A 20,019-nucleotide genomic window follows, 5' to 3' on the forward strand; every position below is an offset into this window, starting at 1 on the left:
GACTTAGTGATAGCCCACGTCTTTTACTTTGCCTCTAAATACCCAGTAGGTCCAGCTTGTATATGCCAATACGATAGGAATAACAAACAAGAACCCCAAGAGTAAAAACAATTGTGAGTTATAGGCAGAAGCAGCATCGTAAATAGTAAACTTAGGCGGAACGATGTATGGCCATTTACTTGCCAACAGTCCTAAGTAACTAAACAAAAAGATGCCCATTGTCGCAATAAATGGCGTACCTTCTTTACGTTTGCGCACAGAGTTGAACACAACAAATGCACAATACAAAGCCAAAATAGGGAGTGCCCAAAGAAGACTCACACCACCAAACCATCTCTCGTTAACCGACGGATCAATAAACGGTGTGTATATAGATACAATGGCAAATACAGCCATAAGCCCAAGTAACAGCTTTGGCGTAATTTTATAGGCAAACTCTTGTACTTCGCCTTCGGTTTTCATGATTAGCCAGGTGCTTCCCAAAAGTGCATATCCGGCAACAAGACCTAATCCGGTAATCACAGTAAACGGCGTTAGCCAATCCAAAGCACCACCAGAATAGGCAAAACCTTCGGTTTCAAAACCTTGAATGTAAGCGCCTACTACCGCTCCTTGCGCGAAAGCTGCAACAATAGAGCCCACCGAGAAGGACCAGCTCCAGAGGTATTTTGAGGTTTTTGCTTTAAAGCGAAATTCAAAGGCAACCCCCCTAAAAATAAGCCCGGCAAGTAACAAAAATACACCGATATAAAGCGCTGGCAAGAAAACCGCATAAACGAGTGGAAAGGCAGCTAGTAAACCCGCACCGCCTAATACAAGCCAAGTTTCGTTACCATCCCATACAGGTGCAACAGAGTTCATCATTGTGTCACGGGCTTTCTCGTTAGGAGCAAAGGGAAACAATATCCCCTGCCCTAAATCAAAGCCATCCATTAGTACGTACATCATCAATCCAAAGCCGATAATGCCTGCCCAAATAATAGTTAAGTCAAATGTTTGTTCCATGTTATAGATCCTCATCAATAGCAACGTGGGCAGCTGAGAACGGACGCATTGGTCTTTCAACTTCATCCATTTCGTGTGGTGCACTGGCTTTTTCTAGTCCACCGCGAAATACTTTTAACAAGTAATAAATACCTGCGCTAAAAACTAAGCTGTAGACGACGATGTATCCAATTAAGGTAAACAGTGCCATACCACCTGTTAATGATGGTGTAAGGCCTTGTGCGTGTGTCATTTGGCCATAAATCAGCCAAGGTGCACGTCCAGATTCAGTCACTACCCATCCTGCCAGTACTGCGATAAAGGGTGAAATACTCATAATTCGTAAACCATTTAAGAAGTATTTAGATTCATAAATCCTATTTTTGGGGCGCAGTACTAATCCCCATAGCGCAAACGCAATCATTAATAATCCTAAAGCAACCATGACTCTAAAAGACCAAAAAACGACAAATACAGGAGGTTGCTCTTCAACAGGAACTTCGTTTAATCCTGGCACTTCTCCATCCCAATCATGAGTTAACACGTAACTTGCTAATTTGGGTATTTTCACTTCAAGGTGGTTGGTTTGGTTATCTTGATCAGGAATGGCAAACAAAAGCAGAGGAACGCCTTTCCCAGTTTCCCAATTTCCTTCCATTGCTGCTACTTTCATAGGCTGATGCTCTAAAGTATTAAGACCATGAAAATCACCTACTACCGCTTGCAATGGGGCAAGGACTAACAAAAACCATAGGGCAACAGACAGGGCTTTTTTATTCGCTTCTAGTTCACGTTTTTGGATGATGAACCAAGCGCTCACGCCAGCAACAACCAGCGCGGCTGTTAAAAACGACGCCAAAGCCATATGAGCAAAACGATAGCCAAATGATGGTGTAAACAATGAATCGGTCCACGACACCACGTAATACATACCATTGACCAGTTCTAAACCGTCAGGGGTCTGCATAAGTGAATTTGCCGCTAAAATCCAAAATGAGGAAATGAAGGTCCCAGTAGCGACCATTATGGCTGCAAATAAGTGGACGCCTTGCGGCACTTTGTCGCGACCAAATAGTAAAACCCCTAGAAAAGCAGCTTCAAGGAAAAAGGCCGTGACCACTTCGTAACTCAATACCGGCCCTAAAAAATTAGCGGTAGCGTAGGAAAAGTTACTCCAGTTGGTACCAAATTGAAAGGACATCACGATGCCCGAAACCACCCCAATACCAAAAACAACAGCAAAGACTTGTATCCAGAATTTAGATAGCCTCTGCCAAAGTGGATTACCCGTTTTAAAAGCGAGTGTCTCAAAGCCAGCTATCGTGCTAGCAAGACCAATTGTAAAGACGGGGAAAATTGCATGAAAACAAACAACAAACGCAAACTGTATTCGCGACAGTATTAGCGGATCGAGTTCCATAGTGACTCCTAAGTTGACTCTATAAAAGTAGTGGTAAAAATACGCCCCCTAGAAACGCTGTAAATACATAGCTAGGCATATGTATAGGGCTAAGTGAAACTAACGAAAAACTGAGTTTTACTCTTCGTCTTCAGCCTCACTGTTGTGGACAAACATATAAGTGTAGTAAGCAGCCATAATTAGCATGACTAAAATGCCAAGCAAAGAGCCCCACACAACTGGATCGCTAAATATCATTGATAACATATTGATTTACCTCATTAGTTTCTAAAATTATTCATTTTGCGCTTAACTTATTTAGCGCGCTTTCATCTAGGGTGCTAACCCCAACTACCTGTATATATAAATGTGCTAGGCTCAATACTCTCTACGATTTCACCATTTACACTTGTGGTTACTTTGAAGTAGATTTTTTGCGTGCCTTCTTCTAAATTGCTGGGGTCTACCGCGACGCTAATTGGCAAGGTGAAAACTCCTCCGCCTTGTACGGTAACTTGTTGCTCTCCCATGTATTTGGCGTCATTTAGTCCTAGCACAGCGATATCGTAAGTTTGCTCACGCTGACTTTTATTAAGGACTTTTAAGGTATACACATTTTCGATTAAGCCTTCGTTGGTTTCACGGTCCAGAGAATTGCGATCGCGGATGATATCCACCTCAAGGGGCACTCTGGAAACAACATCGTAAACAAGTAAACTACTCATCACCGCTAACACAAATGCATATCCGATAAGTTTAGGTCTAAATATCTTGGTTGTACCGCCAGCCAATTGGTGCTCTGAAGTAAAGCTGACCAAGCCTTTTTTATAGCCCATTTTATCCATAATGCCGTTACAAGCATCTACGCAAGCCCCGCAGTTAATGCACTCATATTGCAAGCCGTTTCTAATATCAATACCGGTGGGGCATACTTGCACGCAAAGGTTACAATCAACACATTCCCCTAAACCTTTTGCTTGAACATCTTCTAAGGACATTTTGCGTGAACGCGGACCGCGACTCTCTCCACGCGTGGCATCATAGGCAACTGTAAAGGTGTCCTTATCAAACATAGCAGATTGGAATCGTGCATAGGGGCACATGTGCGTACACATGATTTCGCGCATATAACCGGCATTGCCATAGGTGCAGGCGGTAAAAAATATCACCCAAAAACCCGTCCAAAAACCAACATCAAAAGTAAAAAAATTAATAAAAAGTTCGTCAATTGGCATAAAGTAGCCAACAAAGCTCAAGGCAGTTAATAGCGAGACCACAATCCATGCAAAATGCTTGCTTGTTTTACGCATAAATTTATCTAAGTCCATTTTGCGTTGGTCGAGTTTCATCCGTTTATTTCGAGCGCCTTCGATTTTTTCTTCAAACCAAATAAACATATGAGTCCACGCCGTTTGTGGACAAGTAAAGCCACACCATACTCTGCCAGCAAACGTGGTGACGAAAAACAAAGCAAAAGCAGAGACAATCAAGGTATAAGCAACTACTGTCAAATCTTGAGGCCAAAGCGTTAAGCCAAAAATGTTGAAGCGTTGTTCTGCCAAATCAAACAGTAGTGCTTGCCTACCGTCATATTGAATCCAGGGTGCTAAGGCAAAAAGTCCCATCATGATCAGGCTAAGGCTTTGACGTATTTTTTCAAACATACCTTGCACCGAACGCACATAAATACGGCTTCTAGCAGAATAGTCAGGCTTTGTAATTTGCACTGATGAATTTTCAACTTTGATTGGTGTCACATCTTTTATTTGGATATGTTCTGTCATTAGTGTGTTTCCTTCAATAAACCGCTAAACGGCACTTGTCCCGCCTGTATATTGAATTTAATAGATGGTCCGAGCAGCGCTGGTTCAGGTAAGTCTGCATCACGAGACTCTCTAAAAGTGCAAAATTGTTCTTGAGAAACACCGTTTCTCATATGAATATTATTCAGCTTTTCTTCAATTACCGTTGTTTCCCATGCGTATTGCGTTCTTGATTGACTCTGATAGTCATGACCAACAAAAACGCGCGTTTTGTCTGGTAAAGATAATATCTTCTGAATAGATTGGTACAAAACAGCCGCATTGCCTTTTGGGAAATCCGTCCGGGCGGTCCCAAAATCAGGCATAAAAATGGTGTCACCAACGAATATGGCGTCTTCAATAAGATAACTTACACAACTAGGAGTATGGCCGGGCGTATGTAAAACATGTATTTTTAAATGGCCTAAATCAATAAGTTCATTGTCACAAAACAAGTAGTCAAATTGACGACCGTCACAAGGCATATCGTCAGACAAGTTCAACAAGCTTTTAAAGGTCATTTGAACTTCGGTAATATGCTCACCAATGCCTATTTGACCACCTCTTTTTTGCTTAAGATAATGAGAAGCCGTAATGTGATCAGCATGTGCGTGGGTTTCAAGGATCCACTGCAGGTGAAAATTATTTTGGTCCAAATAATCAATGATTGAATCTGCACTTTTTGACGAGAAAACGTCCAATTCAGGATCATAATCTAAGACCGGATCGATGACAGCTGCATAAGCAGTGGCTCGGTCTGTAATAACGTAACTCACTGTTTTGGTCATTTTGTCAAAAAATGCTTGAATGATGAGTTTTTCCATTAGCGCCTCCTTAAACACCACTATAAATAAAGAAACTACTCATTGAGCCCCATCCTTGTAGACGCTAAATGCACCACGCAAATCTCCTGCACTAAAGCCCGTCGCTCTATCCTTAGGATATACTTCGTTAATTTTTTCGAGGGTCTTTTGATCTACCGAACTGCCATGACAGGCCATACAAAGTTGGCCTGTCGGAATTGCTTTCATTAAACGAAATCCTTCGGCATCATGCTTTGAGGCGACTAAAGTTTTGATGTCTTCACCGGCATTTGCACGCGCCTCAAACTGCTCAAGAACGCCCTGCTCCCACTGGTCTGGCTCATTATTAGTGTTGCGTACTTTTAAGCTCGTGCGACCAATTTTCCAACCATCGGTAGAAAGCGCGGCAGCAATTTTAGGCGCTTCGGATTGACAAACTTCAATACCATTTGTAAGTCCACCCTGCTCCACTGCTGACATTAATGCTTTTTTGAGTGTAGCGGCAAACAGCTTTATTTTACCGGCAGCTTGCTCTTTAAGAATCACGGTTTGGGCTAGAGTATTGTCTACGTTGACTTTTACAAGCTTAGCATTTTGATTGTCTTTTTGAGTATTAGCGTGAGAAACGGTGGCATTAGCAAACAGCGCCACACATATTACTGCCAATAGTGCCTTTGATGAATTTGTTTTAAACATAAGCTTACTCTTTTTACAGGTTACAATTGCGAACGATTACCAGATGTATATCAAGAATCAGGCCAATTCAAAAATAATCGTAACTGTCTGTTTATATTAAATTTAATTTAAAATAGCTAAAAGGATAGTGTAAGTTTTGATTTATCCCGCCATAAATGACAAGATGCGTGTCATAAATGACAAGCTTAATGATGAGTAATATGGACAACGCACTCGCTCAAACAATGATTGAAGCACTGGAAAAACCAGCAATTTTTATCGACACCAACTACACTATTTTAGCAATGAATACCTTGTATCAAGAGTGCTATAAGGGTGAAGTAAAATTAGGGAAGAGCCGTTGTTTTGAAATTTCTCATGGACACCAATCTCCTTGTGATAAACATGGTGAAGAATGTCCCATTCAGGCCTGTTTAAGCTCAGGGCGTACAAGCAGAGTGGTGCACGTTCATAACACAGGTAAGGGAAAAAACTATTGTGATATTGTGATGAAGCCCATCGTAAACGCAGATGGGATCACGACGGGTTTTTTAGAGATACTTGACCGTGTTGATTTTGCGTCTGCAGATCCTGATACCAACAAGATGATTGGGTCTTCCTTACCATTCACCAAAATGCTCAGTAAAATCAATAGCGCTGCGAAGGCAGATATTGCGGTTTTATTGCAAGGTGAAACAGGAACAGGAAAAGAATTGGTCGCCAAAGCGTTACACGACTCTAGTAAACGTGCACAAAAACCCTATGTTGTTATTGAATGTACGGGCATAAATGAAAACTTATTCGAATCTGAACTGTTTGGGCATGAGAAAGGTGCTTTCACTGGAGCATCGAGTGCTAAAACAGGTTTAATAGAAGTCGCTCGTGGCGGCACGGTCTTTTTCGATGAAATAGCTGACGTCCCATTGAGTATGCAGGTCAAACTGCTTAGATTAATAGAAACTCAATGTTATCGCACCGTTGGTGGCTTGAAACAAAAGAAAGCCGATTTTAGATTAATCTGCGCGACTCACAAAAACCTTTTAGAACTGGTTGACAAAGGCTTGTTCAGAATTGACTTATACTATCGCATCGCGGGTTTTCCCATTAGTTTACCATCGCTGTCAGAAAGAAAAGAAGATATTGCTGCTTTGGCCTCACATTTTCTTAAGAATAGTGAGATGAACCATAAAAAATTTGCAGAAAAGACTTTGGCTCGTTTACAGACTTATCAATTCCCGGGAAACATAAGAGAGCTTAAAAATATAGTAGAGCAGGCTGCCCTACTGGCAAACGAAGACATAATTGAAGTTGATGATTTACCAGAACAAATTGAACATGGAAAACATCAAAAATCTCAAGACAAGGCTGTAATGACCTTAGAAGAACTAGAAGCCAATTACCTAAGCAAGCTATGTAAAGAGCAGTCAATGTCAATCGATGAACTTGCCGCAAAACTCGATGTAAGTACCAGAACGCTTTATCGCAAGTTGCAAAAATTCTCAATTCGATATGAATAAAAGAAGTCAGTGCTAGCGCAAAAGCTTCAGTGCGCCTGAGGCCTTACCTTCTTTAATCATTCGATTAACGTATGGCATAGCCCAATTGTTTTTGGGCAACTAAACGCACAACGTAAGACAACTTAAAGAGGCCCGCAAAAACCAACTGCGTAATATGGAATAAAACAAGCGTGTATAAACCAAAATATTCGTCAAAGCCATAAGCTAGAACAACCGCCGTTAAAAACAACAGAAGTGTGACTACCATTGCAATATTTGCAGAAGTTAATAAACGTTGGTTTTTGATTTTAACGTGCTCTACAAGCTGATTACTCATAACATGCCTTTTATATGTATGTTTACTTAGGTGCATATTAGATGTATGTTTTATTGATGTCAATCTTTCTTAAGACCTTTTATTAATGCAATTAACCCGTTATACCGATTATGGTTTGCGCGTACTAATGTACTTAGCGCTTCTACCTGAACATCAACAAGCAAGTATTGACCAAATCAGTGCTATTTATGGCATATCCCGTAACAACCTAAATAAGATAGTGCATCAGTTAGGAAAAGAAGGGCTTATTTGTACAAAAAGAGGAAAAGGCGGAGGCATTAGCCTTGCTGTATCCCCCACGCAAATCAATATTGCTGACGTTGTAATTACCTTAGAGAATAATTTATCTGTTGTTGATTGCAATAAACCCGCCTGTGTGATTTTGCCGGCTTGTCGTTTAAAAGGGGCGCTACTTGGAGCAACCAACGCATTCATTGAGCATTTGAAACAATATACCCTTGCCGACCTAGTTGAAGAGAAACGCAAAGATCTAAGCTACTTGCTTGAAATCTAAAAATATAGCTAGAAACGCTCAGCCTCCGGCTTTATGATTCTTAGATGTACTTACAAATAAGTACCCACAAATAGCATGGGCATTTAAGGCAAGGCTCGTTTACTTTCAAAAATGGCTACTTTATACTCACCTTAAGATACATAATATATGCATGTTAAGGAAAAGCTATGTTAGCCACGCAAAACGAAACAATACAAAGTAGTAAAACCCCTGATACTCAACAACCAGCAGAAATGACTACACCAGAGCTTATCGACTTTATTCTAAAGCGCTATCACGAAGTGCATAGAGAGCAGTTTGAAGAGCTTATTGAACTTGCTACTCGCGTAGAACTCGTTCATATCGAAGATGAGCGAAGCCCATTTGGTCTTGCTAAACATCTAATGGCAATGCAAAGCGAGCTTGAGCAGCACATGTTTAAAGAAGAAAATATTCTCTTCCCCATGTTGCAACGAGGACAAGCGTCATTTGCAGCAGGCCCTATTCATGTTATGCGTGAAGACCACGATGATCACCGTTTGCAAATCGAAAAAATTTTAACCCTTACCCAGTGTTTAACGCTTCCTGAAGATGCTTGTAATACATGGAAGAGCTTATACCAAGGTTTGGGCGTGTTAATTGTTGATTTGAATGAGCATATTCGAATAGAAAACGACATTCTTTTTATGCGAGATGCCTAAGCTGTTGTAGCACAGAGGAAATAAAAAAAGGCCATTTTAGTAAATACTAAAATGGCCTTTTTAATGTCTAGCTAGTTGCTAATTAAACTATAGGTTTGGCGTATAACGCACACCAACCGAATAACGAGGTCCATACTGACCGGCGAATAAGAATTGCTCCTCAAAACGGCCGTAGTGCTGCTCGGTTTCATTGGTAAGGTTTATACCTTCAAAGAATACCGTAACCTGGTCATTAATATCATAGTTAACGCTCATATCAATTTGCGCATACTCTTTCGCAAACTGAGGCGGCGTATCAAAGCTTGTACCTTGCGCTTGTCCTTGACCAATTAAGTATTCGTCACGCCATGCGTAAGTTACCCTAACTGATAGGTCATCATCTTCATAGAAAACTTGGAAGTTAGCGGAATCAGACAAACCTGCTAACGCTTTTTGAGCAGACAAGATGTAAGGGTCATACTCAACATCACCGTCAACAAAGGTTGCGTTGGCAGAGACACCAAAACCAGTTTCACCAAACATGTGTTGTACAGCTACTTCAATACCGTTGGTTTCACGTTCTTCTACGTTTTGCTTAGTACTTAATTCCCAAGTGATTAACTGGTCAGTACTAGGGTCTGGCTCAATTGCGCCATTTGCGTTAGCAAAACCAAGCGCCGTCATTTCAGCAAAAATAGCATTGGTATTGGCAACGTCACCACGACCTTCAATGTTGCTTACTGCCGTGTTCCAGCGCTGGCCTTGATAGACATCATACAAACCTTCTATCTGCACCTCAGTCGTACTAGATTCAATCCAGTCGTCTACTCGCTTCCAGAACAAGCCAACAGAAGCATAGCTGCCTTCGTCGTAATAATACTCTACTGAAAGGTCTAGGTTAGATGATGAATATGGGTTTAGCCCAGTATTACCAAATGAACCGTTACGAGAGCCTACACGCGGGCTACCAGAAAGTGATCTACCGCCTAACAAGTCACCAAGAGGTGCTCTGGCGATGGTCTTACCTAAAGAAAGACGCGTAGTGATATCGTCGGTAACATCAAAACGAATATCTAAGCTTGGCAACCAAAGGTCATACTCACCTTCGTTCTCAACTTCTTGAATACCCGAGAAAGTCGTTATCCATTCTGACGGGCTAACCCAGTCAACGCGCAAAGGAATGTTACTTTCTGAAGGACTAACTACCTGCGTCTCTTCATAGCGAATACCCGCTTGAATTTGCAAATAACGATCGGCAATGTCAAATTCCCATAGTGTGTTCAAATACAAACTTAAGGTTTCTTCTGTTACTGAAGAAGTGGTGTCTGTGGCAAATGATCTATCCACTACATAAACGTTATCACCGGCAACATCAGCGGTAATGTTTGCTACTTGACGCGCTATCGCCTCATCATAATTGAAGTCCCAGTAATACTGACCTTCTAGATTAGAGCCACCACCGTCAAGCTCATCAAGAAAGCCGCTCACGTTATTGAGAGTGAACATACCGTCAGGGAAAATCTGCGTATAGCTAGGCGAGAAGCCAGGGCCGCCGCGTAAGCCCGAAGTTGCACTTCGACCGGTTAGTGTTTGGTCGTTGTAGCCAATACCTGCTTGTACTTTTACTAGTGACGGCGCGAAATCAAAGTCAGGTAAAAACTCAGCATCCAACTGTACTTGCGTAATCTCAGATTCGCCAGGCGAATACAAAAACTGGCTAAAGTTAGAGTCAATTTCACTGGCTTGCAATTGGCTAGTGCCGTTGTTCCAAAGCACGTTAAATTGCGGTACTTCGCCATCTCGATATGAATATTCACGAGTTTGCAGTTGGTCTGAACCCAATATTACTTGGCCCGCACTTCTTAAACCATCATCGCCACCATTGTCGATAGTTGCTTTAGAATCGTGAATATCAAAGTTAAGCGTAAGTGAATCATTCACAATATACTCTGCATTGAAACCAAGCGAGCGCATGTCAAAATTGGTGGTAGAACGAGATTGGGTAAATGACCCATCGCCACCACTGAAGTTTGCGAAAATTGCAGTCCCATTTTCGTCCAACTCATACGAATTCACATCAGCGCCGTAGTTGTTGTTCCAAATACCCCATCCAACTGTGTTTACACCAGCAGTCACTTCACTCATGGTGTAGTCAGCAGTAAGCACTAAGTCATCAGTTGCTTGGAATTGAATAGTACCTTGGCCATTAAAACGTTCACGCTGAAAGTTCTCAATGCCGTAGTTGATATCACGCGGGAAAAAGTGCGCCGCTGTGGGTGACAAGTTTCCTTCAGAATCAACTAGTGAGAAGTTCTCAACTAAATTACCATCAGCATCACGTGCTCTTGCATCAATACCTTGAAATTCGTTTAAATCAGGCAACGCTACGTTGGCACGCCAGCCTTGGGTATTGGCTAATTGCTTTTGGAAATCTCTGCGCTGATACGAAGTGCTCAATGAAAGCCCTAATCGGTCATCCATGAAGGTATTGCTTACTAAAAAGGCAATTTCAGGGGTGACGTCTTCGCCTTCCACATTTGAACTATCGTAATTCGCTTTCGTTGTAAGCGACATTTTTGGACCAGGCTGCGCTAAAGGTTTTGAGGTAACTATGTTAACCGTTGCACCTAAGCCACCCGTGGGTACGTCTGCTCTCGCAGTTTTAAATACTTCAAGCGCGCTTACGCCTTCAGACGCTAAGTTCTCAAAGTTAAAAGAACGTGAAAAACCCGTTGATGGTAACTGTCTACCATTTAAGGTTACTAAGTTAAATTCAGGGCCAAAACCACGTACAGTAATTTGACTACCTTCACCGTTTGCACGGCTTACCGATACACCGGTAATTCTTTGTAATGACTCAGCTAAGTTAGTATCTGGGAATTTACCCATCTCCTCAGCCACAATCGCATCCATTACACCTTGATTATCACGTTTGATATCGCTTGAACGCATCAGCGAGCCGCGAATACCGGTTACTGCAATCACTTCAACTTCTGGAGCAACTGCATCATTTTCAGTTTCAGTATTTTCTTGCGCATAAGCTGTGCCCAAGGAAGCGATGCCTAACATCAAAGACACTGATACCGCTAGTTTTGATTTTTGAAAATTAAATTTTTCCATTATATTTCTCTTGTCTTTTTCGCCAGTTAAGGGGCTGTGTGCATCTGTTAGATGCACACCTTTGGTTGTATCACCTTGACGCGCTATTTAGTTTGCCGCCGACGCTTGTGTAGGTGCAGCTGCATCTACACGCAAATTGTCAAGTTGATAGACCGCGCCACCGCCAGTACCCCACGCTGGGAAAACTGTGATTGCATCTATAGCACTCAAATCTAGGCCTTGGTTGGCTAAATCAGCTAAATCAAATGAGTATGAAATCCATTGACCAACTGCAGGAGCTGTTGTTTCGTTGCTTGCCGTTACGTTAAGCACAACTTGCTCACCTGTCGCCCCGTTATTGATGCCGCCGTTAGATTCAATTTGCACTAACCAATCCATTGCTGAATCAGGTCGTGACACAATGAATAAATCAAAGGCGAGAATACCGTTAGTAACTTTCGCACTTACATCTAATAACGCATCGCCGCCACCCACTGCTGAGCGCGTGGTTACACCTTGTACAGACTCACCATTGGCAGGTTGCGTATACTGCGCAACAATTCCGCGATCATCAACGTTAATAAGTCCAGGTGTTGAACCGCCGCAGCAATCCCACACAACCCAATCTGCGCGTACACTGTCGATAAACAATGGAGAGCTATCTGCGCTGTCAACTGGGGCTGGAATATCAGCTGCACTTGCGTTGGATGTCACCGTAATATCGGTCATGGTCACGCCAATATCGTTAGTCGTTAAATACAACAAGAACGAATTGAAAGTTTGCGCAGCGTTTTGAGGCGCAAAATTTACCGTGTGAGCAGTCGCTGTAGAACCTGACACCATCACAGTTTCACTGTCAACTTGTAAACCAACATTAGGGAAGGGGTTGTCTTCTAATCTGAAGAAAACGCCTGCATCTGCTGAACCATCTGGCACTGATGCGTTGAAGCTAACTTTACCGCCAAACTCGAAAGTGTATGGGTAAACATCTGCATTGTCGTTAGCAAAACCAGCCCATGCTTCTGCGCCTGTAGGGAAGGTATAAACGTCACCGTCACGCGTAGCGCCGCTTCCATCAAAGGCAAGCATGTCTACAGTAGCTGTATCACCACCAGCTGAACCACCATCGCCATTGTCACCGCCTGTATCGCCACCAGTATCACCGGCATTTACATTCACCACGATGTTTTTAACAATCACCGGTGAATCCTGATCAACCACATACATCAAGAATGATGAGAACGTGTTCTCGGCTGCTTGAGGCTCAATTGTTATGGTATAGGTCGTTTCTGTGGTACCTGTCACAGTGACCGATGCCGTATCAAATGCTGGATCAACATCAGGATGCGGTAAACGTTCAAATCTGAAACGAACGTTTGTATCGCTGCCACCATCTGGTAATGCACCAGTAAATGTGACTGTGCCACCATTCGGGAAGCTCATTGGGTAAATATCAGTAGTTTCATTGGCAAAACCTGCCCAAGCTTCAGCAGTAGAAGGGAAAGTATAGGTATCACCATCGCGAACGGCATTGCCAAAGGCCGATAAATCAGTACCTGTAAGTGCCGTAGCACCGGTATCTGAACCGCCATCTGAACCACCATCGCCATTGTCACCGCCGGTATCACCACCATCTGTATTAGCTGTTACCACAATGTCGGTAATCGTCACGCCAATATCTTGCGTTACCAAGTACATCAAGAATGAATTGAATTCTTGAGTAGCGGCTTGTGCTGGGAAGCTAACAGTATAACTAGTCATTGTTGAACCAGACACAATGGCAGTATCGCTATCAACCTGCAAACCTACGTTAGGGAATGGGTTATCTTCAAGTCTAAAGAATACACTTACATCTGAGGCACCTTCTGCGACCGCAGCATTGAAAGTAACCGTTCCACCAAACTCAAAGGTATATGGGTAAACATCGGCATTGTCGTTAGCAAAACCAGCCCACGCTTCTGCGCCTGTAGGGTAAGTATATACATCACCGTCACGAGTGGCGCCGCTTCCATCAAAGGCAAGCATATCTACACCAACTGTTGCGCCGCCGTCACCGCCAGTATCACCACCGGCTGTATTAGCTGTTACCACAATGTCGGTAATCGTCACGCCAATATCTTGCGTTACCAAGTACATCAAGAATGAATTGAATTCTTGGTTTGCCGCTTGCGGCGTAATTGTTGCGGTATAACTTGTCATGGTAGAACCAGAAACCATCACAGTATCACTGTCAACTTGTACACCTACATTCGGGAAAGGGTTGTCTTCTAGTCTGAAGAATACGCCTACATCAGCGGCACCTTCAGGCACTGCAGCATTAAAGGTTATGGTCGCGCCAAACTCAAAGGTATATGGGTATACAGCCGCGTTGTCGTTAGCAAAACCAGCCCACGCTTCTGCGCCCGTAGGGTAAGTATATACATCACCGTCACGAGTGGCACCACTATCAGCAAAGGCAAGCATGTCTACGCCAGCGCTTGCATCGCCACCAGTGTCTCCACCTGTGTCACCGCCAGTATCACCGCCAGTGTCGCCGCCGGTATCACCACCTGTATCGCCGCCGGTGTCACCACCAGTGTCGCCGCCTGTGTCGCCACCGGCACTACCGTTAACGTTCACAACGATATCTTTCACAATAACGGGTGAATCACGCTCAACCAAATACATAATAAATGACTCAAATGTATTAGCAGCGGGTTGTGGGTCGATGGTAATTGTATAGGTCGCTTCATCACTACCCGATACAGTAACCGATGCGGTATCAAAAGCAGGGTCAACATCAGGATGAGGTAAACGCTCAAATCTAAAGCGTACATTAGTATTACCGCCACCGTCAGGAATTGCGCCAGTAAAGGTAATTGAACCACCGTTGGGGAAGCTTATAGGATATATATCAGTAGTTTCGTTAGCAAAACCAGCCCAAACTTCTGCAGAAGCAGGGAAAGTATAGGTATCACCATCGCGCACTGCATTCCCAAAGGAAGCTAAATCTGTTCCTTCAAGTGACGCTGAACCATCGCTCACGCCATTGCCAAACTGTGTAACGACAATGTCTGCTACGTTAACTGTTGAGTCGCGATCGTTTAGGTAGAACAAGAAAGATTCAAAAGTATTGCTCGGATCTTGTGGGTCTATCACGATTTCGTATGTGCTAGGGCTTGTTCCAGAGATTGTAACCGAGGGCGTATCAAACGCAGGGTCAACATCAGGGAATGGTAAGCGCTCAAATCTAAATCGCACGCTGGTATCAGAACCACCTTCAGGAATACTACCGGTAAAGGTTATTTTACCACCAAAAGGGAAGCTCATTGGATAGATGTCGGTGGTTTCATTTGCAAAACCAGCCCAGTCTTCTGACGCTGTTGGCCAAGTGTACGAATCGCCGTCTCTTACCGCATCACCGAAAGCGGCTAGGTCGGTACCTTCAAGCACAGTATCAGGAATACCAGCTTGTGCGTCATCTTCAATTCTAACATTGTCTAGTCTAAATTGTGCACCTTCACCGCTACCCCATGATGGGAAAACCATGATAATGTCAATGGCGACTAAATCTAATCCGGCATCGTGAAGGGTTTGCAAAGGAATTGTATAAGTCATCCACTCATCAACTACAGGAGCAGGACCAAAATCTGTTAACAGAAAATCAACGGCAGTCGCCGCTTCTACTGATTCAATTTTAACATACCACTGAGCACTTGCATCAAGTGGAGCTGATACCATTTTCATGTCAAGAATGACATTACCGGTTTCTAGCATAGGGAAAGCGTCATGAGGAGTGGCTTGTGCAGTTTCTTCAGGACTTGGGCTAAAAAACGCCGGACGAGTTGCGAAACCGTAAACAGCGCCTGGGCCACCATTGGTGTATTCAACGCTAAATTCATAAACTTCGCCGCGCTCTGTATCTTCATCAGCAACAAGTACTGGGTCTGTGCCATCAAAGTCATCAAACGCACGCCAGTTCAAGTCTAGTACATCATCAAAAATAGTTAGGTTTTTAACAATACCTGAGGATGGTGGAACAGGGATGGGCGCACGCCCTTCAACCTTCGCGCCGCCGTCAGCCTGCGGTAGATTATACCCTGCTCTAACGGTTGCACAGCCTTGACCAGATACTGGGTCTTGAGCACATTCGTATACGCGAATGTAGTCAACCTCTAAAGTTTGTCCATCAGCAAATGCACTTGCGTCAATACCGCCTTGGTTTACATTCTCAGGCCAAGAACCACCTACAGCAAGGTTCAAAATCATATAGAACTGTTCATTGAAAGGTGCTGGACTATACTCTGCGCCCTTTTCGCCGGTAAGCGGGTCAAACTGTTCTAAAAACCAACCTCTATTCGACAAACCATTGGCGTCACCGTTGCTGTTAAATGTCTCTTTTGAGGCTTGTTGCGTTGCGTATAAGTAACCATTGAAATACCAACGAATCTCACCTTCTTCCCACTCAACTGCGTAAGTGTTGAAGTCATCAGCTGGGTTTACATCAGGAGTATGCGAGGTACCCGACGATGAATTTAGGGGGAAATCTTTTCCGTAGTGTAAAGTACCGTATACACGAGATTCTTCTACACCCGCATCATCAAGCACTTTAAGGTTAACCGTTTCAACAATATCGATTTCACCAGATTTTGGCCAACCACCATATTTTTCGTCAGTCGACATCATCCAAAATGCTGGCCAAGAGCCTTGTCCAGATGGCATCTTAGCACGCATCTCAAAGCGGCCATATTTAAAATCCGCTTTGTATCGTGAGTTCATTCTTGCTGACGTGTACGGTTGTGATGCGTCAGCATCTTCAGCCGGTTTAGCGACTATTTTTAGTGAACCGTTGTCAACATAGGAGTTACTTGGGTCAGCGGTGTAACATTGTCTTTCTTGGTTACCTCCACCGTCACAATTAACTTCGTGGGTCCACTTTGACGAATCGATAGACGACCCTTCAAATTCATCGGCCCATACTAGTTGCCAATCGTCAACTGGTACACTGGTGTCTACTGCATTGAGGTCGGTAGAAGTTTCAACGCTACTTCCTCCGCCACAACCAGCCAAGACGGCTGCAGCGATTAGCGCAGCGAGCCTCGACGAATACAAAATTGATTTTTTCATTACTCATCCCTATGAAGCAAGTTAGGTATTCAACGGATACAATTTTGTACAGCAAAACAGTATCCAATTAGCTTATTATTTCAGTAATATATATTAAACATCTTATTAACAATCGAAAACACAAACGAGACTAAACGAACTTTTTTACAGGTAGAGTGGACTAGCTATGCTAAAACGCTTGTTCGCTCACCCTATAGTGCAAAAACATTTACTTGTACTGACTATCAAGCAAAAAACAAAATGCCTCATACTCATTAAAATATGAATTAAAACTTAAGTCATATTTTATTTTTTTAGTCATAAATTTATTCATATTTTTATTTGTTCATATTTTCACTTCAATTTTTAATTAACCATCCTAAAAAAACGTTTAATTTTTACACATAATAATAAAAAACAGTAACTTATCAAAATGGCGTATTTTTTGCTTTAGTCGTAGCAAAGCAACTTAACCCAAAAAAGAAACAAATTTACCAATGAGCATGTTTCTTTTTGAAGTAGTAGGTGACGTAGAAAATGAGAAAAAATTTAATCTTAGGTGGAATGATTGCAACACTTGCCCTTGCTGTGTCAACTGAGCGATTTCTGTTAGAAAAGTCTTTCGAGCAGCCCCAGTTAGCACAAAGTGAGTCACTTACAGAATATATACTACAAGGCGCTGACCAACAAAGCATCATTGCAGATGTAAATAAAGTTGGCGGCGAGGTGGTATTTGCTCACTCTGTTATTCAAGCAGTGTCGGTAAAATTAACCAATAATCAAATTAAATTGTTAAAAGACATCAACCCTAAGCTTCAGGCGTTCAAAGATCAAAAGGTAGAGATCAGTCGGCGCAAGAGTCGCAGCAAAAGCTATTCGCGGTCTTATGAAGAAGAAAGCCCTGTTGTTGAAGAAGCCAGCAATGTAGTTGCAGCACCAAGCGAAGAAGTCGAAGAAAGTACGAGCTTATTCGCTTTACTGTTTGGCCAGAACGATAGTGGCGACAGTGAAGAATCTGCTCCTGGCGCTACACAAACCTTGGCGCCTTATGCGTTAGAAGAAGAAGTAGTCGTATCATCTAAAAGCACAGACTCATTTTTTAACATGCTACTCAATGTGACAGACAAAGTACCCGTAAAAACTGTAACAGAAACAACTTCGCTAACCACTTTCCTTGCCACATCTGAAGGCGCTAACGTTATTGACCGTGTTGAAAATGGACTGACACATTTAGGTATAGATATTGACCTTACTTCTATATTCGGCATGTTTAAATCATATGTGGATAGCAGTCAAATAAGCTGGATTATGACAAATAGTTCCGGTATTGATAAAGAGATCAGTAACTTATCAGTATCGTTCCCTGAATCTAATGGTGCGATTAAATCTATTATTATTAACGATGTAGTCAGGGATTTCGAATTATTAAGTGTTGATCATCTTAATCTAGTATTACCCATCGAGCTGCTACCAGGAGCAAATGCAGATATTAGAATCGAGTTCGATACACTAAGCTCGGTTTCAATGGACCGTTATTCACTGCGAGTAGGGTATTCTGATGGTTCACAAGAAAGTGTTATGGTGGCAAACAACAGCAATGAACAGGGTGTTGATCGCGACACCTACTTCGCTAAAATTGTGAATGCTGACCAAGCACATGCATCAGGCATTACAGGTTATGGTGTAACAGTGGCTATCTTAGATACCGGTATTAATAGCTTCGACGCAATAAATACAACATCTAATGGCTCGGACCGTTTTATCACGCATGTTGACGTGTTAAATGAATCTGAGTATGGCACAAACACTAACGATGAAAATGGCCACGGTACGCATTTGTCTAGTATTATTGCTAACTCAAGTCAGAGTTATAACCAAGATGGCTATTTAAATGGCGGCTATAATGGCATTGCGCCCGACGTCAACTTAGTAGTCATTCGTGCCTTTGACGAGCAAGGCCATTCAACTTACTTAAATATTCTTAAATCCATTGAATACATTCTTGAGAACAAAGACGTACTTGATATTAAAGTCTTGAATCTATCGTTTAGCACCTTACCTAGTTCACTTTACTGGGACGATCCGCTAAACCAAGCATTGATGAAATTATGGGATGCCGGCATCACGGTAATCGCTTCAGCAGGTAACAGAGGCTCTGACGCCATGACCATTGGCGTGCCTGGCAACACCCCTTACTTTATTACCGTAGGTGCTACTTCAGATAATTACACGCCATATGATATGAACGATGATTTTGTGACTTCATTTTCTAGCGCAGGCCCAACCTATGAAGGATTTGTGAAACCAGAGATAGTTGCACCAGGTGCTCGTATTCAGGGTTTAATGAGCGATACTACCTACATTCGTGAGCAATATGCTTTGTATAGCGAAGAAAATATTGGTGAACACGATTACTTCGAATTGTCGGGTACCTCACAAGCAACGGCGGTTACGTCGGGCATAGTAGCGCTTATGCTACAAGCAGACCCAAGCTTAAGCCCAGACGATATTAAATGTCGCTTAATTAGCAGCGCTAGAGCGGCAACCAATGATGTTGGCGAACTCGCCTATAGTATTTTCCAACAAGGTGCTGGTTTAGTTGATGCAATGGCAGCGATTGAAAGCACTGAGAGCGGATGTGCAAATATTGGTTTGTCTATTGCAACAGAACTAAGCGATACCGATCACTTTATTGGCCCTGTGCAACTCACAGAAGAAAATGGAGATTACTTCATCCCGGGTCTTGAAACCTTAAGTTGGTCAGGAGAGTACGTATATGCCCATACTTGGAGCAATTCGGATGTAGACAGTGATTCTCAACTATGGCGAAATCGCGGTTTTAACAGTAATTCTCAGCTATGGGAGCATACAGAATTTGAAAGCAATTCACAGTTATGGAGAAACCGTTCTTTTGAAGCTGACTCCCAACTATGGCGCAACCGCAATGTGAGTAGTGATTCACAATTGTGGAGAAATAGGTCTTTTGAATCCGATTCACAATTATGGCGCAACCGAAGTGTTTCGAGTAACTCTGTAGAAACAAAATGGGTTGACCACGAATAAAACCGACAATCATAGTGTTAACGGCCTACTTATATTCCATAAGTAGGCCGTTTTTTTATGTATTGAACAGCCGCAAAATAAGCAAACCTAAATTAAACCAAAA

General features: G+C 42.7%; 13 protein-coding genes. 4 read left to right on the forward strand and 9 right to left on the reverse strand.

The annotated features are described in order from the left end of the window. Positions 1-3: 3 nt before the first annotated feature. From cydB to AC0L6H_RS01695, 6 genes are all read right to left on the reverse strand, one after another. Positions 4-1,005 carry a cytochrome d ubiquinol oxidase subunit II gene (gene cydB / locus AC0L6H_RS01670; RefSeq protein WP_473392189.1) on the reverse strand — a complete coding sequence of 334 codons (1,002 nt, stop codon included), beginning with the start codon at positions 1,003-1,005 and terminating at the stop codon, positions 4-6. Between the two features lies 1 nt (position 1,006). Beyond that, the gene (locus tag AC0L6H_RS01675; protein ID WP_473392190.1) at positions 1,007-2,404 is read right to left on the reverse strand and encodes a cytochrome ubiquinol oxidase subunit I; all 1,398 of its coding nucleotides are present in this window, start codon (positions 2,402-2,404) and stop codon (positions 1,007-1,009) included. 117 nt (positions 2,405-2,521) lie between these two features. Further along, a complete protein-coding gene (locus AC0L6H_RS01680) occupies positions 2,522-2,650 on the reverse strand; it encodes a DUF3149 domain-containing protein (RefSeq protein ID WP_473392192.1) in 129 nt (42 codons plus the stop codon). 74 nt (positions 2,651-2,724) lie between these two features. Next, positions 2,725-4,167 carry a cytochrome c oxidase accessory protein CcoG gene (gene ccoG / locus AC0L6H_RS01685; protein WP_473392193.1) on the reverse strand — a complete coding sequence of 481 codons (1,443 nt, stop codon included), beginning with the start codon at positions 4,165-4,167 and terminating at the stop codon, positions 2,725-2,727. Continuing rightward, positions 4,167-5,009: an MBL fold metallo-hydrolase gene (locus AC0L6H_RS01690; RefSeq protein WP_473392195.1), complete on the reverse strand. Its 843-nt coding sequence runs from the start codon at positions 5,007-5,009 to the stop codon at positions 4,167-4,169. The genes ccoG and AC0L6H_RS01690 overlap by 1 nt, the downstream gene beginning before the upstream one ends. 39 nt (positions 5,010-5,048) lie before the next feature. Further along, complete coding sequence (locus tag AC0L6H_RS01695; protein ID WP_473392196.1) at positions 5,049-5,684, reverse strand: Tll0287-like domain-containing protein; 636 nt, start codon at positions 5,682-5,684, stop codon at positions 5,049-5,051. Between the two features lie 176 nt (positions 5,685-5,860). Between AC0L6H_RS01695 and AC0L6H_RS01700 the strand changes: the two genes are divergently transcribed. Beyond that, complete coding sequence (locus AC0L6H_RS01700; protein ID WP_473392198.1) at positions 5,861-7,180, forward strand: sigma-54 interaction domain-containing protein; 1,320 nt, start codon at positions 5,861-5,863, stop codon at positions 7,178-7,180. A gap of 64 nt (positions 7,181-7,244) precedes the next feature. Here AC0L6H_RS01700 and AC0L6H_RS01705 read toward each other — a convergent pair whose 3' ends face one another. Further along, positions 7,245-7,496, reverse strand: coding sequence for a hypothetical protein (locus tag AC0L6H_RS01705; RefSeq protein WP_473392199.1), 252 nt, complete (start codon positions 7,494-7,496; stop codon positions 7,245-7,247). 85 nt (positions 7,497-7,581) lie between these two features. On the opposite strand from AC0L6H_RS01705, the gene AC0L6H_RS01710 reads away from it, so the two are divergent. Next, a complete protein-coding gene (locus AC0L6H_RS01710; RefSeq protein WP_473392200.1) occupies positions 7,582-8,010 on the forward strand; it encodes an Rrf2 family transcriptional regulator in 429 nt (142 codons plus the stop codon). Positions 8,011-8,177: 167 nt separating this feature from the next. Continuing rightward, the gene (locus AC0L6H_RS01715) at positions 8,178-8,690 is read left to right on the forward strand and encodes a hemerythrin domain-containing protein (RefSeq protein WP_473392201.1); all 513 of its coding nucleotides are present in this window, start codon (positions 8,178-8,180) and stop codon (positions 8,688-8,690) included. A gap of 87 nt (positions 8,691-8,777) precedes the next feature. On the opposite strand, the gene AC0L6H_RS01720 is transcribed toward AC0L6H_RS01715, so the two are convergent. Both AC0L6H_RS01720 and AC0L6H_RS01725 read right to left on the reverse strand, forming a co-directional pair. After that, positions 8,778-11,789 (reverse strand): TonB-dependent receptor, encoded by a 3,012-nt coding sequence (locus tag AC0L6H_RS01720; RefSeq protein WP_473392203.1) that lies wholly within the window; start codon positions 11,787-11,789, stop codon positions 8,778-8,780. Between the two features lie 87 nt (positions 11,790-11,876). Next, positions 11,877-16,874: a glycoside hydrolase family 16 protein gene (locus AC0L6H_RS01725; protein WP_473392205.1), complete on the reverse strand. Its 4,998-nt coding sequence runs from the start codon at positions 16,872-16,874 to the stop codon at positions 11,877-11,879. Positions 16,875-17,390: 516 nt separating this feature from the next. On the opposite strand from AC0L6H_RS01725, the gene AC0L6H_RS01730 reads away from it, so the two are divergent. Further along, positions 17,391-19,916, forward strand: a complete 2,526-nt coding sequence (locus AC0L6H_RS01730) for a S8 family peptidase (protein ID WP_473392206.1) — start codon at positions 17,391-17,393, stop codon at positions 19,914-19,916. Positions 19,917-20,019: the final 103 nt, after the last annotated feature.

Source organism: Glaciecola sp. G7-5 (genome assembly GCF_055808975.1).